Source organism: Sporomusaceae bacterium (assembly GCA_031460455.1).
Taxonomy (GTDB): domain Bacteria; phylum Bacillota; class Negativicutes; order Sporomusales; family UBA7701; genus Anaeroselena.
Map to the genome: position 1 here is coordinate 12,711 of JAVKTQ010000012.1, position 23,606 is coordinate 36,316.

Annotated in this window: 21 protein-coding genes and 1 pseudogene; 20 read left to right on the forward strand and 2 right to left on the reverse strand. The window is 55.9% G+C overall.

Going from position 1 to position 23,606, the window contains the following annotated elements:
* The first annotated feature begins 6 nt into the window (after nt 1–6).
* The 7 genes and pseudogenes from RIN56_15510 (at nt 7) to RIN56_15540 (ending at nt 5,246) form a co-directional block, all read left to right on the forward strand.
* Nucleotides 7–300, forward strand: coding sequence for a BMC domain-containing protein (locus RIN56_15510; protein ID MDR7868204.1), 294 nt, complete (start codon nt 7–9; stop codon nt 298–300).
* A 3-nt stretch (nt 301–303) separates the two neighbouring features.
* Nucleotides 304–543 (forward strand): annotated as a pseudogene (locus tag RIN56_15515) (BMC domain-containing protein).
* A 269-nt stretch (nt 544–812) separates the two neighbouring features.
* On the forward strand, nt 813–2,264 hold the full coding sequence (locus RIN56_15520) for an acetaldehyde dehydrogenase (acetylating) (protein ID MDR7868205.1): 1,452 nt from the start codon (nt 813–815) through the stop codon (nt 2,262–2,264).
* 21 nt (nt 2,265–2,285) lie between these two features.
* Nucleotides 2,286–2,951: a phosphate propanoyltransferase gene (locus RIN56_15525; protein ID MDR7868206.1), complete on the forward strand. Its 666-nt coding sequence runs from the start codon at nt 2,286–2,288 to the stop codon at nt 2,949–2,951.
* A 68-nt stretch (nt 2,952–3,019) separates the two neighbouring features.
* Nucleotides 3,020–4,252, forward strand: coding sequence for an MFS transporter (locus RIN56_15530; protein ID MDR7868207.1), 1,233 nt, complete (start codon nt 3,020–3,022; stop codon nt 4,250–4,252).
* 33 nt (nt 4,253–4,285) lie between these two features.
* Nucleotides 4,286–5,038: a sulfite exporter TauE/SafE family protein gene (locus RIN56_15535; GenBank protein ID MDR7868208.1), complete on the forward strand. Its 753-nt coding sequence runs from the start codon at nt 4,286–4,288 to the stop codon at nt 5,036–5,038.
* A gap of 22 nt (nt 5,039–5,060) precedes the next feature.
* A complete protein-coding gene (locus tag RIN56_15540; protein MDR7868209.1) occupies nt 5,061–5,246 on the forward strand; it encodes a hypothetical protein in 186 nt (61 codons plus the stop codon).
* Between the two features lie 217 nt (nt 5,247–5,463).
* On the opposite strand, the gene RIN56_15545 is transcribed toward RIN56_15540, so the two are convergent.
* Nucleotides 5,464–6,783: a helix-turn-helix domain-containing protein gene (locus RIN56_15545; protein MDR7868210.1), complete on the reverse strand. Its 1,320-nt coding sequence runs from the start codon at nt 6,781–6,783 to the stop codon at nt 5,464–5,466.
* A 307-nt stretch (nt 6,784–7,090) separates the two neighbouring features.
* On the opposite strand from RIN56_15545, the gene RIN56_15550 reads away from it, so the two are divergent.
* The 11 genes from RIN56_15550 (at nt 7,091) to RIN56_15600 (ending at nt 18,868) form a co-directional block, all read left to right on the forward strand.
* Nucleotides 7,091–8,314 carry an MFS transporter gene (locus tag RIN56_15550; protein MDR7868211.1) on the forward strand — a complete coding sequence of 408 codons (1,224 nt, stop codon included), beginning with the start codon at nt 7,091–7,093 and terminating at the stop codon, nt 8,312–8,314.
* A 65-nt stretch (nt 8,315–8,379) separates the two neighbouring features.
* Entirely contained in the window at nt 8,380–9,492 is a 1,113-nt protein-coding gene (gene menC / locus RIN56_15555) for an o-succinylbenzoate synthase (GenBank protein ID MDR7868212.1), read from the forward strand.
* Between the two features lie 51 nt (nt 9,493–9,543).
* On the forward strand, nt 9,544–10,656 hold the full coding sequence (menC, locus tag RIN56_15560) for an o-succinylbenzoate synthase (GenBank protein ID MDR7868213.1): 1,113 nt from the start codon (nt 9,544–9,546) through the stop codon (nt 10,654–10,656).
* A 31-nt stretch (nt 10,657–10,687) separates the two neighbouring features.
* Entirely contained in the window at nt 10,688–11,854 is a 1,167-nt protein-coding gene (locus RIN56_15565) for a M20 family metallopeptidase (protein ID MDR7868214.1), read from the forward strand.
* Between the two features lie 110 nt (nt 11,855–11,964).
* Nucleotides 11,965–12,630: a GntR family transcriptional regulator gene (locus tag RIN56_15570; protein MDR7868215.1), complete on the forward strand. Its 666-nt coding sequence runs from the start codon at nt 11,965–11,967 to the stop codon at nt 12,628–12,630.
* A 79-nt stretch (nt 12,631–12,709) separates the two neighbouring features.
* Complete coding sequence (locus RIN56_15575; protein ID MDR7868216.1) at nt 12,710–15,079, forward strand: formate C-acetyltransferase/glycerol dehydratase family glycyl radical enzyme; 2,370 nt, start codon at nt 12,710–12,712, stop codon at nt 15,077–15,079.
* Between the two features lie 13 nt (nt 15,080–15,092).
* Nucleotides 15,093–16,004 (forward strand): glycyl-radical enzyme activating protein, encoded by a 912-nt coding sequence (locus RIN56_15580; protein MDR7868217.1) that lies wholly within the window; start codon nt 15,093–15,095, stop codon nt 16,002–16,004.
* Between the two features lie 56 nt (nt 16,005–16,060).
* The gene (locus tag RIN56_15585; protein MDR7868218.1) at nt 16,061–17,227 is read left to right on the forward strand and encodes a M20 family metallopeptidase; all 1,167 of its coding nucleotides are present in this window, start codon (nt 16,061–16,063) and stop codon (nt 17,225–17,227) included.
* Between the two features lie 50 nt (nt 17,228–17,277).
* Nucleotides 17,278–17,937, forward strand: a complete 660-nt coding sequence (locus RIN56_15590; GenBank protein ID MDR7868219.1) for a hypothetical protein — start codon at nt 17,278–17,280, stop codon at nt 17,935–17,937.
* Entirely contained in the window at nt 17,930–18,436 is a 507-nt protein-coding gene (locus RIN56_15595) for a nucleoside recognition domain-containing protein (protein ID MDR7868220.1), read from the forward strand. The genes RIN56_15590 and RIN56_15595 overlap by 8 nt, the downstream gene beginning before the upstream one ends.
* Nucleotides 18,437–18,670: 234 nt before the next feature.
* The gene (locus RIN56_15600) at nt 18,671–18,868 is read left to right on the forward strand and encodes a hypothetical protein (GenBank protein MDR7868221.1); all 198 of its coding nucleotides are present in this window, start codon (nt 18,671–18,673) and stop codon (nt 18,866–18,868) included.
* A 116-nt stretch (nt 18,869–18,984) separates the two neighbouring features.
* Here the strand turns inward: RIN56_15600 and RIN56_15605 are convergent.
* Nucleotides 18,985–20,081, reverse strand: a protein-coding gene (locus tag RIN56_15605) for an IS3 family transposase (GenBank protein MDR7868222.1) whose coding sequence is annotated in 2 segments (ribosomal slippage) — nt 18,985–19,829 and nt 19,829–20,081 — 1,098 coding nt in all. Because the reading frame shifts where the segments join, the coding sequence is not laid out codon by codon here.
* 245 nt (nt 20,082–20,326) lie between these two features.
* Between RIN56_15605 and RIN56_15610 the strand changes: the two genes are divergently transcribed.
* Both RIN56_15610 and RIN56_15615 read left to right on the forward strand, forming a co-directional pair.
* On the forward strand, nt 20,327–22,012 hold the full coding sequence (locus RIN56_15610) for a sigma 54-interacting transcriptional regulator (GenBank protein ID MDR7868223.1): 1,686 nt from the start codon (nt 20,327–20,329) through the stop codon (nt 22,010–22,012).
* 241 nt (nt 22,013–22,253) lie between these two features.
* Nucleotides 22,254–23,594 carry an MFS transporter gene (locus tag RIN56_15615; protein MDR7868224.1) on the forward strand — a complete coding sequence of 447 codons (1,341 nt, stop codon included), beginning with the start codon at nt 22,254–22,256 and terminating at the stop codon, nt 23,592–23,594.
* Nucleotides 23,595–23,606 lie beyond the last annotated feature (12 nt).

Below are 23,606 nucleotides of genomic sequence, written 5' to 3' on the forward strand. Positions count from 1 at the left end.
ATCATCATGGAACTTGAAGCTCTGGGAATGGTTGAAACAAAAGGCTTGGTAGGCGCCGTCGAGGCTGCCGACGCCATGGTTAAGGCGGCAAACGTCCGCCTCATCGGCAAGGTGCTGGTGGGCGGCGGTCTGGTGACGGTAATGGTGCGGGGCGACGTGGGCGCCGTCAAGGCGGCAACTGATGCCGGTGCGGCCGCGGTTCAGCGGGTGGGCGAACTGATGTCGGTTCACGTCATTCCCCGTCCTCATGGCGAAGTGGAAATGATTCTGCCCAACGATGTTGCCAAAGCGGGGCGGTAGGCAATGGCTACGCAAGCTCTGGGCATGATTGAAACCAGAGGGCTGGTCGGCGCGGTGGAAGCTGCCGATGCCATGCTCAAGGCCGCTAATGTGATGCTGCTTGGCAAGGTGCATGCGGAGGGCGGGCTGGTGGCGGTTATGGTTGAAGGCGAGGTCGGCGCCGTTAAGGCGGCCGTTGACGCCGGGGCGGCGGCCGCCAAGCAAGTGGGCGAGCTGTTCGCCGTGCATGTCATCCCCCGTCCGGACGAAAGCGTCGCTGCGATTCTACCGCAATTGCCTGCCTGTCCGCCGGTCGCTGAAGAACAGGGCGACGCCGGCGGCGTCATGGATGAAATGACAACCGTTGATACTCTGGCGGCGATGACGGTTGACGATTTGCGGCGGTTGGCCCGCTCCATCCCCGATCTGCCCATCAAGGGGCGTAATATCACCTCGGCCACCAAGGCGATGCTTCTCGAAGCCATCATCAAGGCCAGCCGCTGAATAACAGACACAGGAAGGAATGATTGCCGGTGGCACTGGATTTTGACCTGAGTTCCATCCAGGAGGCCAGAGACCTGGTGCGCAAGGCGAAGAAAGCCCAGGAAGCTTTCTGCGAATACGGCGAACAGGCGATAGAGAAAATTGTTGCCGCGATGGCAGCAAAAGCGGCCGCAAATGCCGAACTGCTTGCCAGGGCGGCGGTCGAGGAAACGAATTACGGTATTGTTGAACATAAGGTCATAAAGAACTTGTTTGCCGCCCGCGATGTCTATGATTATATCAAGATGATAAAAACGGCCGGCATTATCGGCGAGGATAAAAACGGCAAGGTTGTCGAAGTGGCTGTGCCCATGGGGGTTATTCTGGCCCTGACGCCGACTACCAATCCCACGTCGACGGTTATTCACAACGCGCTAATTGCGGTGAAGGCCGGCAACGCCATAATTTTTTCACCGCACCCCAATGCCGCCAAATGCTCCGGGGCCGCTGCCCGGCTTCTTCAAGAGGCGGCTGCCGAGGCCGGTGCTCCCGACGGACTTATCGGCTGTCTGTCGCAGATGACGATGCAGGCCACCGAAGAACTCATGCACAATGAAGATGTTTCAGTCATCATCGCCACCGGCGGCTCGGCCATGGTACGGGCGGCTTACAGCGCCGGCAAGCCGGCTTTCGGCGTCGGGCCGGGCAACGTGCCGGCGTTCATTGAGCGCAGCGCCGATGTGGCCCAGGCGGTGCGGGATATCGTGACAAGCAAGACGTTTGACAACGGCATGATTTGCGCCTCCGAGCAGGCAATAATCGCCGATAAGCCGATCGAAGGGGCGTTGATTGCCGAACTGAAACGGCAGCATTGCTACTTCCTGAACGACGATGATGTCCGCAAGGTGAGCGGTGTGGTGATGACGCCGCGGGGCGGAATGAACGCAGCCATGGTCGGTAAGACTGTCAAGGAGATAGCCGATAAGGCGGGGATTAGCGTGCCGGCAGGCACGAAACTGCTTATCGCTCCCCTGCAGGGCTGCGGGTCGGCTTATCCGCTGTCCTATGAGAAACTTACGCCGGTGCTCGCCTTTTACACGGTTAACGATTGGCACGAAGCCTGTCTTCTGAGTATTGAGCTTTTAAAACTCGGCGGCATCGGCCACAGCTTTTCCATACACTCGACCGACGAGCGGGTCATTCGCGAGTTTATCCGCAAACCGGTGTTTCGGATACTTGTGAACACTCCGTCGGCGCTCGGGGGGATAGGCTACTCCACCGGGCTGACGCCGTCGATGACCCTTGGCTGCGGTACCTGGGGCGGCAGCAGCATATCCGAGAACCTTGGGCCCCGTCACTTAGTTAACGTTAAAAGGCTGGCCTACGGCACCAGGAAGGTCGAACTGGGAGAAACGCGGGAGGATCAGGTCGCCAGCGCTTTCTCACCCGACGATATTGCCGGTGTCGTAAGGCAGGTCCTTAAACAGATGCAGCTGCAATAGATATCGAAGGCTGGTGAGCCCGTGGATTCGAAACAACTGGCTAATGTTATCACCGAGGCGGTGATGAAGCGCCTGCAGCAGGACGGACAAGCGCCTTTACCGGTCCGGACGGCAACGTCCATTCCGGTGGGCATTTCCAACAGACATGTTCATCTGGCGCTGGCCGACATGCTGGTTCTTTTCGGCAGCGACCGCCTGACTCTTTGCAAGGATTTATCACAGCCTGGACAGTTCGCCTGCCAGGAGAAGCTGCTGGTGGCCGGGCCGAAAGGGGCGATAAGCGATGTAAGGGTTCTCGGGCCGCTGCGCGCTAAAACCCAGGTGGAACTTGCCCCTTCCGACTGCGTGCGCCTGGGGATAAAGGCCCCGGTGCGCGACTCGGGCGACCTGGAAGATTCCGCCCCCCTGACGCTCGTGGGGCCGACGGGAACGGTGACCGTCAAGGAAGGGGCCATCGTCGCCGCCCGCCACATTCATATGCAGCCTGCGGACGCGGGCGTTTTCGGCTGCCGGGATGGCGAACGGGTGAGCGTCAGGACAGGCGGTTCCAGAGGACTGGTTTTTAACGAAGTGCTGGTCAGGGTGAGCGATATGTTCAGGCTGGAGCTGCATCTCGATCTCGATGAGGCGAACGCCGCCGGCCTCAGGAACGGCGATACCGTTGAACTGATGAAAGAAAGCTGCTAGGCAGCTTTCTTTGTTCGTGGCGGAACGGCGCCCAGCAGGGGAAAACATTGCCGGGAGGAGAGGAAAACTTGGCATGGGATACGGGCAATAAAACAAGGGTGCTTGTGCTGCTGTGTCTGGCGCAATTTGCCGCTATGCTTATCTGGTACAATTTTGCCGCCGTTATTCCCGTGCTCAAAGAGGCATGGCGGCTGACGAACGATCAGACAGGCACGATCCTTGGGGCCTTTCAGTTTGGCTACGTTGCGGCTGTTCTTTTCACCGGCTGGCTTACCGACAGGATAGGCGGCCGGCTTACCTTTGCCCTGTCGGCGGTGGAGACCGGACTGGCGGGACTGGGGTTTGTCTTTTTTGCTCACGACTATACGTCGGCATTGTTGTGGCGGACTTTGGCCGGGTTTGGGCAGGGCGGATTGTACGTACCCGGCATGCAGCTGCTTTGCCGCTGGTATCCGGGCCGGGAGCGGGGACGGGTGATCGGCATCTATACCTGTTCGACCGTGGCGGCATATGCCGGCGCTTATTTTGTCGCCTCGCCGCTGGCATCGCTATTTTCCTGGCAGGCCGCCCTGCTCGCGACCAGCGTATGGGCTTTTCCGGCTGCCGCTCTTGTCTGGTTCAGGGTCTCGGAGCCGCCGGTCACAACGATGATTACCCGGGTGGACAAAACGCCCAGCTCCCGTCTGCCGCTGAAATCCAACCAAGCGGCCTGGCTGATTATCGGCGGCTATGCCGGCCATATGTGGGAACTCTACGCTTTCTGGGGCTGGATCGGCGCGTTTTTCAGCTATGCCCTGACCATGAAGGGGTTTGACGCCAACTCGGCTCTGGCTTTCGGTGGGGTAATCGCCGCCGCCTGCACGGGCATGGGGGGGATATCTCCAGGATTGGCCGGTTGGCTGTCAGACAGGATCGGCCGCAGTATTACCGCGGCCGTCGCCATGCTGGTAAGCGGGGCGTGCGCGCTAGCTTTCGGCTGGCTGGCTGCCGCGCCAATGTGGTTGTTCACGGTGATCGGCCTTGTTTACGGATTTTTCATTGTGGCCGACTCGGCCATTTTCAAAGCCGGCCTCACCGAACTCGTACCGGAGAATGGCCTCGGTCTGGCATTGGGTTTTCAGTCGGTGATTGGCTACAGCATGACAGTAATAACTCCGAAACTTTTCGGGATACTTCTCGATGGCTACGGTTGGGGGATTGCCTTTGCCAGCTTGGCGGCAGGGCCGTTTATCGGTGCGGTCTGTATGCTTTCTTTGCGAAGCTTGCCGGCCTCCAGGGCTATGGCTGGCGGCAGGCGCTAATCGTGGCAAGTACGGCGGGAAGCCGGTGATAAAATGATAGAATGGCTATATGCCGCGATAATTGTGCTTTTAGCCGCGACATTACAGGCGGTTACCGGCTTTGGTTTCGCGATTACGGCGACGCCGTTGTTGCTTTTGCTTTATAATTCGCGGGAAGCTATTCAAATAAGCATTTATCTTTCTTTTTTCATAGCGGTCATTTTACTGCCCCGAATCAGACAGAAGATTGACTATGGGCTGTTTCGCCGGCTTGTCGCCGGGAGTATTCCGGGGGTTCCGCTGGGTTTATGGATTTATCTGTTCATAAACCTGGATTCTTTAAAGGTAATAATTAGCGGTATTATTCTCGGGGTAACGATTTTTTCACTATACGGTCAATATAAAAAGAGGGCCGGCAAGAATAATAATGCTATCCGGCAAAAACATAATTCGCGCTGGGAATTGGCGGCGGGTATTATCTCAGGCATTCTTGCCGCAAGTATCGGCATGCCCGGCGTCCCGCTGGCGCTCTATTTTATTGCCAACAATACCGACAAAGAGGTCGCCAGAAGTACAACGCTTGCCTTCTTCGGCATTGTCTACACGGTTACTTTTGTGGCCCAGGCGGTGACCGGAAGTGTTGAAGCCGATGCCATCTTTGCGACGCTGATGCTGGCGCCGGTCACGGCTGCGGGGGTGTTTTTGGGGCATTCGATTTTTCCGTTAGTGCGCCAGGGGCTGTTTCAGGTGATAACAAATGTCATACTGATTTATACAGCGATATATATGCTGACAAAGGTACACTGATCTGGAGCCAAACGCCAAAACGATGAACATCGTATTGTTCGGGGCCCTGGTGAAAGGCATGGGGCTGACCGACATCGACTGGGGAGGCCGCCATCCGCGAGAACGTCAAGGCAAGCACCGCCGAGATAAACATCAAGGCCTTCCGGGCCGGTATGGAAGCAGGTCTCTAACGGAAAAACGCCCCGACATTTTGTCGGGGCGTTTTTAGTCGTCTCCCTCCTTGCACATATAGTTTGTGGGATGAGGGGGGCGAGGTGCGGCCTATTGACAAATAAAATAACAGTTGAAAGCGCGACCGCAATAAGAAGACGGCATTCCGCCTGGGCGTGACGGTCTGCGGCAAGTGGGCGGACAAAGACGGGGCCTGCCGCCAGTTTTACCGCAAGGTTAAATAAGAACGGTGTGTTTTGCTTAGGCAATTCATTTCAGGGGAATATGATTTCGACAATTCTGCTCGGGCGGCCCTTGGTCAGGACCCGTTTTCCGACTTCGGTACAGAACCCGTGAAGCGCCAGCTTGGACAGGATCCGGTTTATTGTTCGCGTCGTTACGCCTGCCAGGTCGGCCAGTTCAGCGGTGGTAAACCGTGTTTTTCCCTGATGCTCAAGGATGCTGTAAAGCCGGAATATCGTATTTATGCTGACGCCGGATTTTTCGGATATGGTAAAAAATTTTTTATCGATCTTTTCGCCGGTTTTTTCTTGGCGCTCATCGACGGTGTGGTGAATCGGGCCGACGATTTTGTTGCCGCCATAGACGATGAACGCTTTATTGCCGCCAAGTTTGCTGGCTCTTTCCATGCCGAGACTGGCGCTTTGCCTGGCCTCTTGAGCCGTTTGGCCGTAGCCTATGCCGATGCTGACCGTGCTGGAGGTGTTTTTCTCTACGGTTTCCAGCAGCTCGATTTTTTCGAAGTTATCGGTTACGCTTTCCAATAGCTGCTTGGTGGAAAAGAGAAGGAACTCCCGCATGCCTACCTCAACCACCGCCGCCTGGATGCGCTGGGCGAACAGGTAGATTTGCCTGGCGATATTGGTTTTGTCGATAATATACTGGTATTCATTTTCCCGCAGGAGCGAATACTCGCCCGGAGAGTCTGTCCGGACACAAAGGGTCACGATCTGGCTCTGCTGGCTTACCTGGATGAGATGATTGAGCTGCATTTTGTTCAAGGTTTGGCGAATGATACTGGCAGTGGGGTCGACGCGAAAACAGGGGATGTTTTTGGCGGTAAGCCAGTTATGGACATTGGTAAAGCCGGTAATGCAGCAGGAGGCCTTATTACAGCGATAAAGCTGCTCGTGAAAGGCGCAGATATAGTCAAAATAATCGGCGTCGAACGGGTTCTTGCTGACGGTGTACACTTTGACCTCGTCTTTGGTGAAGCCGATTTCTTCGAGAATTTCGGACAGCTGGTCCACACTGTATAAATCGAAGCTGATTCGCCGGATATCATACTTTCCCGCCAGGGCGATCTGCAGCAGCGTCCGGGCGAGAGCGCTGCCGCTGCGGGGGATGAACTCCCAGGGGATGGTCGGCTTAATCTGCTTTTCCGTATACGACATAATGGTCGCGCCGGCGAATAAAAGGGCGTTCAGATGCTCCTGGCGGCCGGCGATGAGCGTGGGTACATCGCTGTACTCACGGTACGGAAAAATCGTTGCCTCAATTTGATGAAAATCCCGCCCGATAATTTGGGTGATTTTCTCGACGACCGCCGGCGGTCCCACAATGCCAACTTTCATGTTTGGAGCCCTCTTTCCCGGAAGTTTTTACAGTCGAATTAAGGACATATTAAAGTCAAAACCATAGCTATATAATAACATTAACCGAATAAAAGCCACAATTCGAAAATCGATGTTGACAAATATTCGCGCGTTTGGTTGATATGGCAAGTTTACACCAGGAAGATAGGTGACCGGGCGTGATTAGGCGGGTAAAGAGGCGATGCAGCCACTATAGCTGAGGTATTCAGTTCTAGTGGCTATTTTTTCTAGGTGGGTAACCAGGAGATTATAGATTTTAAAGTTTATGAAGCAGGAGGGGTTGTCAATGGAAACGGCAGTTAAGAAAATCAAAGAGCCCACCGGAAAGTATCTCGTTTTTATCCTTTTGTATGTTGGCTGGTGTATTTCGTATATTGACCGGGCCGCCATCAATATCGCCCTGGCCTCCATAGGCAAGGAGTTCAGCCTGAATCCTTCGGTAATGGGGATGGTTTTAAGCGTCTTTTTTGTAGGCTATGCGCTCATGCAGCTGCCGGGAGGCTGGCTGGCCGACAGATTTGGCTCCAAGCGGATTATCGTCATTTCGCTGTTGGTATGGTCCGCGTTCACAGCCGTTACCGGCCTGGCGTGGTCGCTGACGGCGCTCATTGTCATTCGCCTCCTGTTCGGCCTTGGCGAAGGCGCTTTTCCCTGCGCCAGCCTGAAGGGCGTAGCCGAACATTTTCCGCGGAGCGAAAGGCCGAAAATGACCGCCGGCCTGTTATCCTCGAACTATGTGGGCAGCGCCATCGCACCGATGATTGTTGCGCCTCTCTTGATTTACCTCGGCTGGCGGCATATGTTCGGCGTAATCGGCATCGCCGGCGTCGCTTTTGTTCTGGTGTACTGGTTTGCAGTCCGGCCGGCTCAGGCCGAGGAAGTGCAGGAAAAGCCAGGCCAAACGGAAAAGGTTGGCCTCAGGGTACTGCTGAAGATGCCCCTGATGTGGCAGCTCGTTCTTGCCTGGTTCGGGCTGAGCCTTGTCAACAAGGGGCTCGACTCCTGGATGCCTACCTACCTGTTGACGGTGCGCCATCTGGATCTGAAGGCTATCGGGCTATTAACGCCGCTGCCATTTATCGCCGCCGGAACTTCTACGGCTATTGGCGGATGGGTCATGGACCGCTTTTTCGACGGCCGGGAGAAGTATATGTTGATGTTCAGCGCTCTGCTAACCGCATTTTTCCTTTACTTCATGTACACGGCGGAAACCGTTTATATGGTTATCGGCTTTCAGTGTCTGGTTTATTTCTTCAAGTCCTTCGTGCTGGCGGCGGCGATGTCATTGCCGACCAAGCTCCTCCCGGGCAAAGTGGTCGGTTCGGCCAGCGGCATGATAAATGTCGGCGGACAGTCGGCTGGCTTTATTTCACCGGTAATTATCGGCTTTATGATCAGTATCTTTGACGGCTCTTACGACGCGGCCTTCTGGTTCCTGATCGGGGCCGCCTGCCTGTCGGCTTTTGCCAGCATGACGATGAAAAGCGGTAAACACACCTATATAGACTGATACGCGCTTGGTTATAAACGGGAGTTTGCGCGGAAGCGGCCTGAACTATGAAGGGGGAAGGTATTGTGAAAGTAAATAAGATTGTTCTGCGGCGAATGAAAATGACGTTTAAAGCGCCTTTTGAAACCAGTTTCGGGGCTATGCACGAAAAACACTTCATCCTGGCGGCGTTGCATACGAAGGACCATGTCGGCTACGGCGACTGCCCCGCTTTCGCCGCTCCGTGGTATAACGAGGAAACCACCACCACGGCCTGGCATATCATTGAGGACTTCCTTATTCCGCTGCTTTTCAGCAAAGACGAAATCAATCACCCGGAAGAAATTCAGCAGCTTTTCGCCCAGATCCGCCGGAATAACATGGCTAAATCGGCTCTGGATTGCGCCCTGTGGGATCTGTACGCGAAGGAGCGGAATATTCCGCTGGCTAAGGCACTGGGCGGCACGCGCGACAAAGTTGAATCCGGCATCAGCATCGGGATTCAGGAAACTCCCGACGCTTTGCTGCGGGTTGTCGAGAAATTTATGGCCGAAGGCTATCAGCGGGTAAAGATCAAGATCAAACCCGGCAAAGACCTGAAATATCTCGAAGCCGTTCGCAAGCGTTTCGGCGACATCATGCTCATGGCTGACGCCAACTCCGCCTATACCCTGGACGACATTGACCTGTTCAAGGAAATGGACCAGCTTGACATGATCATGATCGAGCAGCCGCTGGCCCATGACGACATCGTCGACCACGCCAAGCTGCAGGCGATTATGAAGACCAGAATCTGCCTGGACGAAAGCATCCATTCGGTCGAAGACGCCCGCAAGGCGATTGAACTCGGCAGCACGAAAACTATCAATATCAAAGTCGCCCGCGTCGGTGGCCTGACCCAGGCCAAGAAGGTTCACGACCTGTGCGAAGCCTACGGCATCCCGGTATGGTGCGGCGGTATGCTGGACTCGGGGCTGGCCAGGGCCCACAATATCGCCGTGGCATCGCTGCCCAACTACAAATTCCCCGGCGATCTGCCCGCCTCCGACCGTTACTGGCATCAGGACTTCATTACGCCGCCCATTACGATCGACAACAAGGGCATGGTGGCGGTCCCCACGAAACCGGGCATAGGTTTTGACCTGATCCCGGAGCTGGTGGACGCCTTCACCTATGAGAAGAAGGAAATACTCAGGTAGATAAAGAGGCGCTTCCGGCCACGGCCGGGGAACTGCTGAGAGAGGGCTAGCATGATAATTGACCGCATTGATATTATCAACGTAAAAACGCCGTTTACCCATCCGTTCGAAACAAGCTTCACCCGCTTTGTCGAACGCGATGCCCTAATAGTCAAGGTATATTCGGAGGGGCTGGCCGGCTTCGGGGAGTGCAAGGCTTTTTTCGCGCCGCTTTATAACCCCGAAGATAACGGGACCTGCTTCCATATCATCAAAAACATGATTGCGCCGGCCATCCTCCACAAGGATATCGAGGGGCCGGAGGACTTCCTGCGCCAGGTGGCGTTTATCCGCGGCAACCGGCTGGCCATCGCCAGCGTTGAGAACGCGCTGTGGGAGCTGAGGGCGCAGCGGACGGGGAAATCGCTCAAGACGCTGCTGGGCGGCGCCCAGGATGAAGTCAAGGTCGGCGTCAGCCTAGGTATCGAAACTACCATCCCGGCGCTGCTGGCTAAAATCGAAAAGTACCTGGCTGAAGGATATCACCGGACCAAGATCAAAATTAAGCCAGGCTGGGATATCGAAGTGCTGCGGGAAATCCGCCGGCATTATCCGGATATCACGCTGACGGTGGATGCCAATTCGGACTATACGCTGGACGATATCGACCTTTTCCGGGCGATGGACGACCTGAACCTTCAGTATATCGAGCAGCCGCTGGCCGAGGACGATATTATCGACCACGCGGTGCTGCAGAAGGCTATCAAAACGCCGATCTGCCTTGACGAGAGCATCGTTTCCGTCGCTACTGCCAGGCATGCCATCGAGCTTGGAAGCTGCAAGATAATCAACATCAAGTCCAGCCGCTGCGGCGGTTTGTGCGAATCGGTCAAGATTCACGACCTGTGCATGGAGCATAACGTGCCGGTCTGGGTCGGCGGCATGACCGAGCTGGGCATCGGCCGGGTGCAGAATATCTCTTTCGCCAGCTTGCCTAACTTCGGGGCCCTGGCCCATGATATCGCGGCAAGCAAACGGTATTTTACCGAGGATATTACGCTGCCGGCGGTCGATATTACTTCCCGCTGCACGCTCATCGTGCCCGACGAAACCAACGGGGTACGGTATGCGGTGGATGAGAAGGCGCTGGAGCGGATGATGGTCAGCCGCGAAGTGATAAAGTAGCCGGCTAAGATTTTTTGGTAGCGGAAAGGATGTGGCCTACTTGAAAGAAAAAGCGTTTCGCTTTATTGATGACCACCGGGAAGAGATGCTGGCCTTATGGCGCGACTTGGTCAACCGGGACAGCGGGTCGGCTGACAAAGCCGGAGTGGATGAGCTCCAAAGCCGTATCGGCGGTATTCTGGCAGCGGAAGGCGCCGGCGTCCGCACGGTAAATTTCGAACAGGCCGGCAATATGCTTATTGCCGAGATCGGCAGCGACCGCGCCAAGCCGGCGGTGATTTTTCTCGGACATATCGATACGGTGTTTAAGGCTGGCACTGCCAATGCGCGGCCGTTTACCATTCGCGAAGGCAAAGCTTACGGTCCGGGGGCCCTCGACATGAAAGGCGGTGTGGTGGCTTTTCTGTATGCCATTAAAGCTTTGAACGCGGCGGGCTTTTCCGAGCGGCCGATAAAGGTGCTGCTGGCCGGCGACGAAGAAACCGGGCACGCCAATTCGAATGCGCCCGAGCTGTTTATCGCCGAGGCCGCCGGCGCGGCAGCGGCCTTTAACTGCGAGACCGGCTTCACCGACGACGCCATTGTCGTCGGCCGCAAAGGCGTGGCCCAGTTCGAAATGGAAGCGCGGGGCGTGGCCGCCCATGTGGGTAATGACCCGGAGAACGGCCGCAGCGCTATTGTCGAGATTGCCCATAAGCTACTGGCGATAGAAAAGCTCACCGACTGGCAGGAAGGCACCACGTTCAATGTTGGGGTCATCGAAGGCGGCACCGTGGTCAACGCCACCCCCGACTACGCCAGGATCAAAATCGACGTCCGCTTTGTCGACGAAAGCGCCGTCGCCAAGTTTACCAGCCTGCTGGAAGCTATCGCCGCGCAAACTTACGTGCCGGGAACGACGACGACTCTTAGGAAGGGCGCCTGCTTCCAGACCATGAAGACCACCGACGGCGTCAAGCGCCTTTTTGCGCTTGTCAAGGAGACCTATGCCGAGAACAGTTTCGGACTGCCGTACGAGAAGACAGTGGGTGGCGGCTCGGATTCGGCCTATACGGTGGCGGCCGGTGTACCTACCGTCTGCGCCATGGGCGTTAAGGGCGGGCGAAACCACAGTACCGATGAATACGCGGTGGTCGATACGCTGTTCGAACGGGCCAAGCTGCTGGTCGCCTGTGTGCTGAATCTGAAAAGCTGGTGAGCGGGCTTTAAAATGCCGGTAATTGTTGCAAAGCAAAGAGTTATTGCGTGTGTTGTATACAATCGAAAATTTGCTGGCTGCAATGAAGCCGATGAATGTATAATTAAGTTATGAAAAACTTCAATCAGCAGATTCATAAAAAAATACCCTATCGTACGCTGCCGGGTATGATTGCCAACATCCTGCGGGAGGAAATTGTATCCGGGGCCCTGGGCGGCGGGCTCCAACTAAAGCAGGAAGAGCTCGCCACGAAGTACGGCGTGAGCCTGAGCGTCCTGCGGGAAGCGCTGAAGAGCCTTGAGGCCGAAGGGCTGGTGGTCTTCTTTCCTAACCGAGGGGCGATCGTCAGCGAGTTATCGGCGGCAGAAGCCAGGGAAATCTTCGATATCAGGCTGTATCTGGAGCTGGGGGCGCTGGAGCTGTCGATTCCCAACCTGACCGCCGACGACCTCGCTGAGGCCGAAGGGCTGCTAAGGCAGGCCGACACCGAGGATGGCGGCCTGCGCCTGGGCGAACTCAACTGGCAGTTTCACGAAACCCTTTACCGGGCCTCGAACCGGCCAAAGCTTTTATCGCTTATCCAGAACATGCACAACAACGTCGAACGCTATATGCGTCTTTATCTGTCGATCCTGAACTACCGGGCGAAATCGCAGGAGGAGCACCGCCGGCTGCTTGATGCCTGTTCAAGGAGGGACGTCAAGGCGGCCCAGGAACTGCTGCGCCGACATATGGCGGAGGCGAGCGCCCTGTTGAGCGGTTACCTGAGCCGGTAGGCCCGCCGCCACAGGGGTAATTATCCGGTATACATTCGAAAATCGAAAATATCGCCAGCGAAAGAGGGTTATTAGTATTATGTCGACTAAAAGAGTCGAAGAGTTCAAAAAGGCGTACCTCGAAGGTAAGCCTTCCATTAGCATCAAACGGGCCGAAGCCTTCACTGCGTCCCATAAAAAAACCGAGGGCGAGGCTGTTATCATCCGACGGGCTGCCGCCTTCAAGGCGGTGTGCGAGACCATCCCGACAACCATTTTCGCCAACGAGCTTATCGTCGGCGCGATCGGCGAGTTCCGGAAATCCGGTATCGTCTGCCCCGAGTATTCCTGGAAGTGGGTCGACGACGAACTCGATTCCTTCGAGAGCCGGACTCAGGACCCGTATCGTATCGACGACGCGGCCAAAGCGCGGCTGCGGAGCGAGATTTTCCCCTACTGGCAAGGCAAGTCGCTGGAAGAAACCTTTTTGACGCGGATCAACCCGGAAACGGCCAAAATTCTCATCGATACCGGGATCATCGACAACGACTCCAAGTGGCGCAGCGCCGTCGGCGAGGTTACCGCCGACTATCAGGACGTAATTTTCAAAAAAGGCTTTGGCGGTCTGCGGGATGAGGCGCAGGCACACCTGAAAGAGCTTGAGCCGACCACCCCGGAGGCTCTCGAAAAAATTGCCTTTTACCGTTCGGCCGTGCTGGTGAGCGAAGGCATCATCACCCTGGCCGGTCGCTACGCCGACAAAGCCCTGGAGTTGGCCGCCGCCGAGACCGGCGCCGCCCGCGCCGCCGAGCTGCGGGAAATAGCCGCCGTCTGCCGACGCGTGCCCGCGCAGCCGCCGGCAACCTTCCGCGAGGCCATCCAAACCGTCTGGTTCACCCAGCTCGGCTCGATCCTGTCGGAGAACTCGCTGGCCCTCAACATCGGCCGCTTCGACCAGTACATGTATCCTTACTACGCCCAAGATATAAGTGCCGGCACGCTTACGCCGGATGCAGCCCAGGAGCTGATCGAGGCCATGTGGATCAAGCTGTCGGAATGGGTTTGGGCCATTTCCAGCAATACGGCCAAATTCTTTGCCGGCTACAACTCCTTCCAGAACCTTACCGTTGGCGGCCGCACGCGCGACGGGCGCGACGCGACCAACGAACTGTCTTACATGTGCCTTAAGGCTACGGAAAATGTGAAGACCCATCAGCCGGGTCTCAGTGTCCGGATTCATCCCGACAGCCCGGAGGAATTTTTGCTGGCGGTCTGCAAACTGATCAGCGCCGGTACCGGCTTCCCGGCCGTCCATAACGACCGGGTCGGTTCGGCGATGCTGCTGGCCGCCGGCCTGTCGCCCGAGGATGCGCGGGACTGGAACAATTGCGGCTGCGTCGTGCCGCATTTCCGCAAAGTGGGCGAGTGGACCTCGGCGGTGAGCGTCAATCTGGCGGCCGCCATCGAATACGCCCTGAACTGCGGCAAGAGCCGTATCACTGGCAAGGAAATGGGGCTGCCGGAAAAACCAGCCGGCGAATTTGCCAGCTTCGAGGAAGTAAAGGCGGCGTATTTCAAGCAGCTCGCCTACCTGATAAAACACTCGGTCATTGGTTCGGTCACCGCCCAGCAAATCCACGCCGAGATGGTGCCGCGGCCCTACCTGTCCCTGTTGGTGGACGGCTGCATGGACAAGGGCAAGGACCTCAGCCGCGGCGGCGCCAAGTATAACGTCGGCCCCGTTCTTACCGGCATCGGCGTGGCCGACTCGGCAAACTCGCTGGCGATGATCAAAAAACTTGTGTTTGAGGAACAAAAGTATACGCTGGCGGAAATATGCGAAGCGCTGGCGGCCGACTGGCAAGGGTACGAAGAGCTGCGGCTGGCGGCGCTGGCCTGCCCGAAATACGGCAACGATATCGACTACGTCGATTCGATAGCGGTGGAAATCAGCGAGTTCTACTATAGCGAAATCAAGCGATACAAGGACTACTTCGGCTCGCCGTTCAACTCGGCCTTCATGGGTATTTCCAACTATATACCCGCCGGCAGCGTTATCGGCGCGACCCCTGACGGCAGAAAGTCCGGGAGCCCGCTTACCGAAGGGATTTCGCCTCATGCCGGCACCGACCTGACGAGTCCCACCGCCGCCATGCGGTCGGTCGCGAAAATCAACCATGACGTCCATTCCGGCGGCACGCTGCTCAATATCAAGTTTGCGCCGGAACTCCTTAAATCGGAGCGGAACCTTAGAAATTTGGGGTCACTCATCAGGGCGTACTTTGCTCTCGGGGCGTTCCATGTCCAGTTCAACGTCATTTCGGCCGACATCCTCCGCAAAGCCCAGGCCAATCCGGACGAATACCGCGACCTTCTGGTCAGGGTCGCCGGCTACAGCACCCAGTTCGTCAACCTGTCCCGGGAAGCGCAGGACGCCATTATCGCCAGGACCACGTACGAAACGCTGTAAGTCCCGGGGGTAAATGATGGATAATGTTTCGGGAACGATTTTTCAGGTCCAGCGGTGGTCGATCCAAGACGGCGACGGGATAAGAAGCACCGTTTTTCTGAAAGGCTGTCCGCTGCGCTGCCAGTGGTGCGCCAATCCGGAGTCGTGGACCGGTAAGCCGGAGGTGCTGTTTTTCCGTGAGCGCTGCACAGGTTGCGGGCGCTGCGCCACGGTTTGCGACACCGGGGTGGCCCGGCCGCCGGACGACATTGCCAGTGCCTTTTCGCGGGACAGCTGCCGCGGCTGCGGGGCGTGCTGCGCGGTCTGTGCCAGCGGGGCCCGGAAGCTGATCGGCTCCACCGTCACGGTCGCCGATGTTCTAAAGGTTATTAGCCGGGATTCTGTTTTCTACCGCGAGTCGGGCGGCGGGGTGACGTTTTCCGGCGGCGAGCCATTCGCCCAGCCCGAATTCCTGCGGCAGCTAGTGGCCGCCTGTGGCCGCCTGGGTATCGATACCGCCGTTGAAACCTCCGGCTACTTCGATTGGGAACAGGTAAAAGACATAATCGAACAGCTGGACTGCGTTTTCATCGACATCAAACATATGGACGATGCTGTTCACCAGCGGCTGACCGGGGTCAGCAACCGCCGGATACTCGAAAATATAGCGCGGATAGCCCGGCTGAAGCCGCGAACGATCGTTCGCGTTCCGCTGATCGCCGGGGTTAACGCCGACGAACGCAATATCCGGAAAATGTGCGAATTCCTCATTCGGCAGGCACTGATAAACGGGGTGGAGCTTTTGCCATACCATGACTACGGCCAGGCCAAATGGACGGCGGTGGGCGTAGCGGCGCAAGTTTTTACCGCTCCCGACGCCGCGGCGATCGATGCCGCGAAAAAAACGATAGCCGACTATGGACTGCACATCGTCGACTTTTCCTGAAGCTTGACACTGATCCATGGCGGGAAACCGACCGCATATATTAAGGAGGCTGAAAAATGGACCAGAGGAAACAGGTGGCATTTCAGTTCGTGGACGATCACCGGGAAGAGATGATGGCCCTGTGGCAAGAGGTGGTCACAATGGAGAGCGGGCCGCACGAAAAGCCGGGGATCGACGCTGTCGGCGCCCGCTTCCGGCAGGTGCTGGAGGCGGCCGGCGCAACCTGCCGCGCGGTCGAGTTCAAAAACGCCGGCAACATGCTGATCGGTGAGTTCGGGGTAAAGAGCGCCCAGCCGGGGGTGATTTTCCTCGGACACATGGATACCGCCATCGCGGCCGGCGCCATCGCCGAACGGCCGTTCACCATAAAGGACGGCAAGGCTTACGGCCCCGGAGTCCTCGATATGAAAGGCGGCATCGTCGCTTTCCTCTACGCCATAAAGGCGCTGAAGGCGGCCGGTTATGACGCGCGGCCGATCAAAGTCCTGCTGGCAGGCGACGAAGAAGTTCTCCACGCCAACTCCACCGCCCCGGACGCGCTGATCGCCGAAGCCGCCGGCCATGCCGCGGCCTTTAACTGTGAAACCGGCTTTGTCGACAATGGAATTGTCGTCGGCCGTAAAGGCGTAGCCCGCATCATGATGGAGGTCAGGGGGGTAGCCGCGCATGCCGGCAACGACCCGGAAAACGGCCGGAACGCCATCATTGAACTTGCCCACAAGGCGATCGCCGTTCAGGGGCTGACCGATAGGGACAAGGGCATATACTACAACGTCGGTGTTATCCAGGGCGGCAAGACTTCCACCGCCGTGCCCGACTATGCGAAAATCTACATCGACGTGCGCTACAAAGACCCGGACGATCTGCCCGGCGTTATCGCCCAGATCGAGGTGATCGCCGCCAAAACCTATATTGAGGGTACCTCGACGAGCGTTGCTATGCTCGATGGCCTGAAACCGATGAAAACCACTGATGGGGTCAAAAAACTGTATGAGTTGGTGGAAAAGGTCAGCGAAGAAAACGGTTTTGGCAAGCCTTATGCCAAATATGTGGGCGGCGGTTCCGATTCCGCCTATACCGTGCTGGCCGGCGTACCCACCGTATGCGCCATGGGGGTGAAGGGCGGCCGCAATCACAGCCCGGAAGAATTCGCCCTTGTCGATACACTGTTTGAGCGGGCCAAACTGCTGGCCGCCTGCGTGCTGAAACTCGACGTCATTTAGGGGACAGCTGCCAGGGGCGTAGGTGAAAACAAATCGTTAGGAGGGAAACCATGGAAGGCCAAAAGAAGGAAGAGTACAAGGTTACCTGGAAAGGCTGGCTGTCGCTGGCGATACTGATTATCGCTTTCTCGGGCGTCTTCGCTAAAGCCGACGGACCATTGCGGGCCCTGGATTTTCAGGTGCTGACCGGCGAGTTCGGTCAAGTGGCTAAAGGGGTCATTTTCACCGGAAAAGGCGGCATGGGAGCGCGGGACGGTTTTATGTTCGCCTTGACGCTTTTCCCGACGCTGATGTTTGCCCTGGGCTGCATCCAGGTCGCTGAGTCGCTGGGGGCGCTACGGGCGGCCGAGATACTGTTTCGGCCGATACTGAGGCCGTTTATGGGCATCCCCGGCGCCAGCGGCCTGGCCTTTGTCAGCAGCTTCACCAGCTCTGACGTGGGGGCGGTAATGACCAAGGGGCTGGTCGAGGATAAGATGATGACCGACGAAGAGCGGACGATTTTTGTCGCCTATCAGTACGCAGGCTCCGCGCCTATCACCAATACATTCGGAACCGGCGCCGCCCTGCTGCCGATCACGGTCTTACCGGTGGGCGTGGTTATTGCCCTGATCTTCATCGTCAAGGTAATGGGGGCGAATATCGTCCGTCTGTACCTAAAGTGGCATTTTTCGAAAAATAAGCCGGAGGGGTGTGGCGTCAATGGCTGAGCAAACCGCCGGGCTGGATTTACAGAAAGTAAGACCCAGTATTGTTGAGGAATTTGTCGCCGGCGCCAAAAAAGGCTTTTACATCGGCGCGGAAATGATCGCCCCGGCCATGGTGCTGGCCTATGTACTGATTCAGTTTCTCGATATCACCGGCCTCATGACCATCGTCGGCAAGGCGCTTGGTCCGGTCATGGGCATATTCGGCCTACCCGGGGAAGCCATCGTGGCCTTGGTCGCCGCGTTTTTCGCCAAGGCTGCCGGCTGCGCCACCGCGGCCACACTGTACTCCAAAGGCGTCATTACCGCTGCCCAGGCCACCATACTCTTCCCGGCCTGTGTCACCATGGGCACGCTGATCGGCCATTTCGTGCGGATCGTTATTGTATCGAATGCGAACAAGCGCTGGCACCCACTGCTATTGTGCGTGCCTATCGTGGACGCGGTGGTGGTTATGCTCATGACCAAGCTGGTCTTGAGTGTGATGGGGATCAGCGGCTAGCGCCACGGGTTCGACTGAGATGTACAGGGGCGGGAAGTGGTGACTACCATGGACAACCAGGAGTTATACGGGGCACAGCGATGCTTGTTCTCCAGCAGAAAAGGCTCGTGAGTAGACCGATCTCGGTGGGATTGTCGGGCCATGGATCGCCTCCACCATGCAAATCCCATTTAAAATTATCACAAAGACATTGCCAGCCTCGTTTTCCGCTATAAAGCGGATGACGAGGCTGGCTTGTATAAGTATGCAGACGAGAGCCTGATTTTGGTTACTTTTTTCGGCAAGCTTATGCTTCTGATTTCTACTTTCGGCAATATTATGGTTCTTTTTGCTCTGGTGGCTGAAAAAGGAAATGCCGGTTTGAAGGAATTTTTCCGGCAAAATTATGATTCCAAGCCTGGCAATATTATGAGTAAAGTAACAGCCAACTGAATTGCGGCTGCAAGCCTTTTTTCATTTTAACTATAAAAATTGTCTTGTGGTGAAGAAGTGGTGATTGAGCTGTCCCCCCAAAGTAGGTCCACTTTCAATGAGAAAAATTGACCCCTTTAAATGGCTTCAGACCTTGCGCCGGCTGCGAATTCAGCCGGCGTTTTGTATGTTAGTCCGCTATGCGGTCTGAACTCGTTATAATCTTTTCGCCACTTTTCGATCTTCTGTTTCGCATCCTCCAGGGACATAAACCAGTGGATATTCAGGCACTCGTCCCGCAGGCTGCCATTAAATGATTCGATATGGGGATTGTCCGTCGGCTTCCCAGGGCGCGAGTAGTCTAGTTTAACCTTGTTGAAGTAGGCCCAGATATCCAAGGCCCTGGAGATGAACTCCGGCCCATTATCCACCTTGATTTTCTTGGGCAGGCTCCGGCTTTCCCTAACCCCCTCCAATACCTCGACTACGCTATCGCCTTTGATTGCCTTGTCCGCGTGTATGGCAATACACTCCCGGCTATATGTATCGATAAGCGTTAAAGCCCGGATGCGTTTACCGTTGTAGAGCTGATCAGACACGAAGTCCATAGCCCAGCATTCATTTACGGCGGCGGCCATGGTTTTTTCGGGAACCCTGGGGGCACTAACCTTTTTGCGCTTGCTTCTACTTCTCAGGTTAAGTCCTTCTGTTCTATAGAGCCGGTAAACCCGCTTATGGTTGATTTGCCAGCCCTCCCGGCGTAGTAGCAAATGAATCCGCCTATAACCGTACCGAAGACGGGTAGCGGCAATTTCCTTGATCCTCATGCGTAAAAAGGCCTGCTCATCCTTTTTCGGTTTTCGCCTGTAGAGGGAACGGTTTAACTTCAGCACTCTGCAGGATCGGCGCTCGCTTACGGCATAAGTCCGCCCGAGATACTTAACCGCGTCTTTTTGGGCAGCAGGCTTTAGAACTTTTTTGATAATACATCTTGCAGCATGATTTTATCCAGACTCAGGTCAGCAACCAACTGCTTGAGCTTCCGGTTTTCCTCTTCAAGCTGTTTCAGCCGCTTGATATCGCTGGGGAGCATGCCGCCAAATTTACTTTTCCAGCGGTAAAAGGTCTGCTCCGATACGCCAACTTTCCGGCAGACCTCGTCAACGGGTGTCCCCAGTTCCACCTGCTTGAGTACAAAAGCGATCTGCTCATCCGTAAATTTTGCCTTCTTCACGTTCATCCACCCCTTCTTCATATTAGCATTTTTCTCATTTGGAGTGGGCTATCTTTTTAGGGTTAAGGTCAAAGTGTCTGGCAGGTATTGCTTTTCAGAATATGGAATAAAAGGGCAATTGACGGGCTTCGCTTAATAATTAACTAAGATGAGCAAAGAAAAGAACACGCGATTTTCGAAAAAACAAATAGTGCAGTTTGAGACCACCTGCTTTAATCTTAGAATTTTGGGTAAGGAGAACAAAAGTGGTAACTTCAGATAAGAGCGCGCTGATGTTTTTGTTCTGTTCGGATGAAGGGACTATATTATATGCCGATTCCCGCTTGTCATCCGAGCTTAAGGTCGGCACTAAGATCAAAGGCCTGGCGGGGAAGCGACCGACAAATCCTGGCGATTTTTCGGTGCTGAAGATTGGCGGCGGCATTCTGGAGTTCTGCCATGTTGATAGCGAGTTCTTCCACGGCTATATCGGGATAATGTGCAACGCCGAGCTCAGGGATTCGGTGATCAATAAGTTGGAGGAAATCAACAAGGAGCTTGAGGCTATTTTTGAGTTTTCCCATGACGGCCTTGTGGTCGCCGATGAAAACGGTGTTTTTATCCGCATCAACTCCAACTATGAACGGATAACCGGCATACCCAAGGAGGAGATCCTTGGCGAGACGGCACATTCAATCATCGCAAAAGGCTTGGTTTCCGATTCGGCCACGCTGCACGTGCTGGCGAACAGCCAGCCGCATACTTTCAGCCAGACTTTCCGCACAGGCCGGCAGAGTGTCATCACCGGCAGCCCGGTCTTCGACAAGAACGGGAAGATTATCCGCGTCGTGACCAATGTGCGCGATATGACCGAGATAAACAAGCTGAAGGAAGAGCTGGCCGAGTCGCAGAAAAAGCTGACCCAGTATAGCAAAATTGTCGAGACGCTGACCGAGGAGCAGATGTTCAACGAAAAGCTGGTTTTTCGCAGCCGGCAGATGGAACTGGTGCGGTCGAGCGCCATTAAATTCGCCAAGGTGGACGCTCCGCTGCTGATTACCGGCGAGTCGGGCGTCGGCAAGGAAGTAATCGCTGATCTCGTTTATAAGAATAGCCTGCGCAAAGGCCGGCCGTTCCTGAAGATCAACTGCGGCGCCATTCCGGAGACGCTGCTGGAATCTGAGCTCTTCGGCTATGAGGGCGGCGCTTTCACCGGGGCCAAGAAGGAGGGGCGGACCGGCCTGTTTGAGATGGCCAACGGCGGTACGTTGATGCTTGACGAGATTGGCGAGTTGTCGCTGCAGCTGCAGGTAAAGCTTCTGCGGTTTGTTCAGCAGAAGGAGTTTTACCGGGTGGGGGGCAAAAAAGTCGTGCAAGTCGATGTGCGATTGATCGCAGCCACAAACCGCGACCTCAGGGCGATGGTCGAGCAGAAGCAGTTTCGTTCCGATCTGTTTTATCGTCTGAATGTGCTGAAGATCGGCATACCGCCGCTGCGGGAGCGGTCGGAAGATATAATTCCGCTGACCAATTACCTGCTGAATAAGTATAACGCTAAATACGGCGTTGCCAAGAGGCTGGCCGGCGATTTATACCGGGCCTTCGTCAGCTACTCCTGGTCAGGTAATGTGCGGGAACTGGAAAATCTCATCGAACGCCTGGTGCTTATCTGTGACCGCGATGAGATCACTGCCGAATATTTGCCGGACGAGATGAAAAAGGCGCTGCCTGATTTTGGCGGCGCTAATGCCGGACGGGAACAGCGCTACAAGGAAGCCCGTGATGAGTTTGAAAAGGAATTTCTCAGGCGGGCGGTAGAAAAATATAAAAGCGCCCGGCAAACCGCGGAGAAGCTGGGGCTCGACCATTCGACGATTGTGAAGAAGGCCGCAAAATACGGCATCGATTTGTTGCCGCGAAACGGAAACTTTGGAGGAGATGAGGGAAGATAAGCCCCCAAACACAGCGGTACGGTGAAATTAATCACCAATGGTGATTAATTTCACCGTACCGCTGTGCGCTTTTACTGAGCTTTGTGCCAACGCGAAGGTGATTTTTTTCACCATCGCGCTTTTTTTGTAACCGGAAAGTGCGCGAAAATACTGAATTGCCAGACTGGCATGATAATTGCGAATGGTAATGTTTGCCTGAAACGGCGCGATGAGATTTTAATTATGAGAGAGGAGTTAGCTTATGAGCGTTATCCAAAGCGGGGCTAAGAAGGTCTGGGGGTACCGTTGGGTCATTGTTATCATGCTTTGGTTATTGTACATCATTAACTACTTTGACCGCATCAGCGTGCTCACCTTTTTGCCGCTCATCAGGAAGGATCTCGAGTTGAGCCATCAGGAGATCGGTTTTGCGGCTTCGATCTTTTTCTTCGCCTATGCCTGCGCCCAGGTCAGCGCCGGCTACCTTGCCGACAAGTTCGGTCCGAAAAGGGTCATGGGGATTGCCATCGTCGTGTTTACCGTGGTCACCTTCCTGACCGGCATGGTACGCAGCTACACCCAGTTCGTGCTTTTAAGGCTCGGCCTTGGTCTCGGTGAAGGCCATCATTTCGCGCCGGCCAACAAGACGATCGGCGATTGGTTCCCGAAGAGCGAGAAAGGTCGGGCTACCGCTTTTTTCTCGACGACCTGGGCGGTCGCGCCTGCAGTCATCCCGATAGTGATAACCTCGCTGGCAGCGGCGATGGGCGGCGACTGGCGGACGATTTTCTACATCCTGGCCTTGCCGGGGATTTTGGGCATCGCCCTGCTGTGGTATTATGTGGCCGATAAGCCGGAAGATATGCTCAAGCGCGGCCGGCTGTCCCAGGAAGAGTACGACTATATCAAAGCCGGCCTGGTGACCAATGAGGCCGCCGTGAAAAAACTCGGCGTCGGCGTTATCTTAAAAGACGCTTCGCTGTGGATGTATGCGGCCCAGCTCTTCTTCCTGCTGGCTATCTATTGGGGCAGCACCTCGTGGATTTCCTCGTTCCTGTTTGAGCAGCACGGTTTCAGCCTTGCCAAGATGGGGGCCCTCGCCGCCCTGCCGTATGCGGTGGCCATTGTGTCGACGATGTGCGGCGGCTGGCTGATGGATAAGGTTTTCCACCGGACCAAGCAGGTGGCGCTTATCTCCTTCCTCGTATCCATCCCGGTCCTGATGTATCTGGGCCAGGTGCCGAAGGGCAGCACCGGCACCCTTATCGCCATGCTGATCCTGAACGGCTTTTTCGTGAATATGATCTGGGGCGTTATCTATGCTTATCCCCAGCTGCGCTATCCGAAAGAAGTGGTCGGTTCGGCGGTCGGCCTGACCAACGGCATCGGCCAGCTGGGCGCGTTCCTGTCGCCGCTGGCGGCCGGTTACCTGGTGGAAAAGACGGCCCAGGGCATTTTCTATGACAAGGTTTTCTATATGTTCGCCGCTTGCGCCGCCATGGGGGCACTGGTGACGTTCCTGCTCAAGGAAGACCCGCTGAATATCGAGGACTTGGTCGACGCCAAGGACAACACTGCCGAGGGACCGAAAGTATCAGGTTAGTAAAGCTTCGCG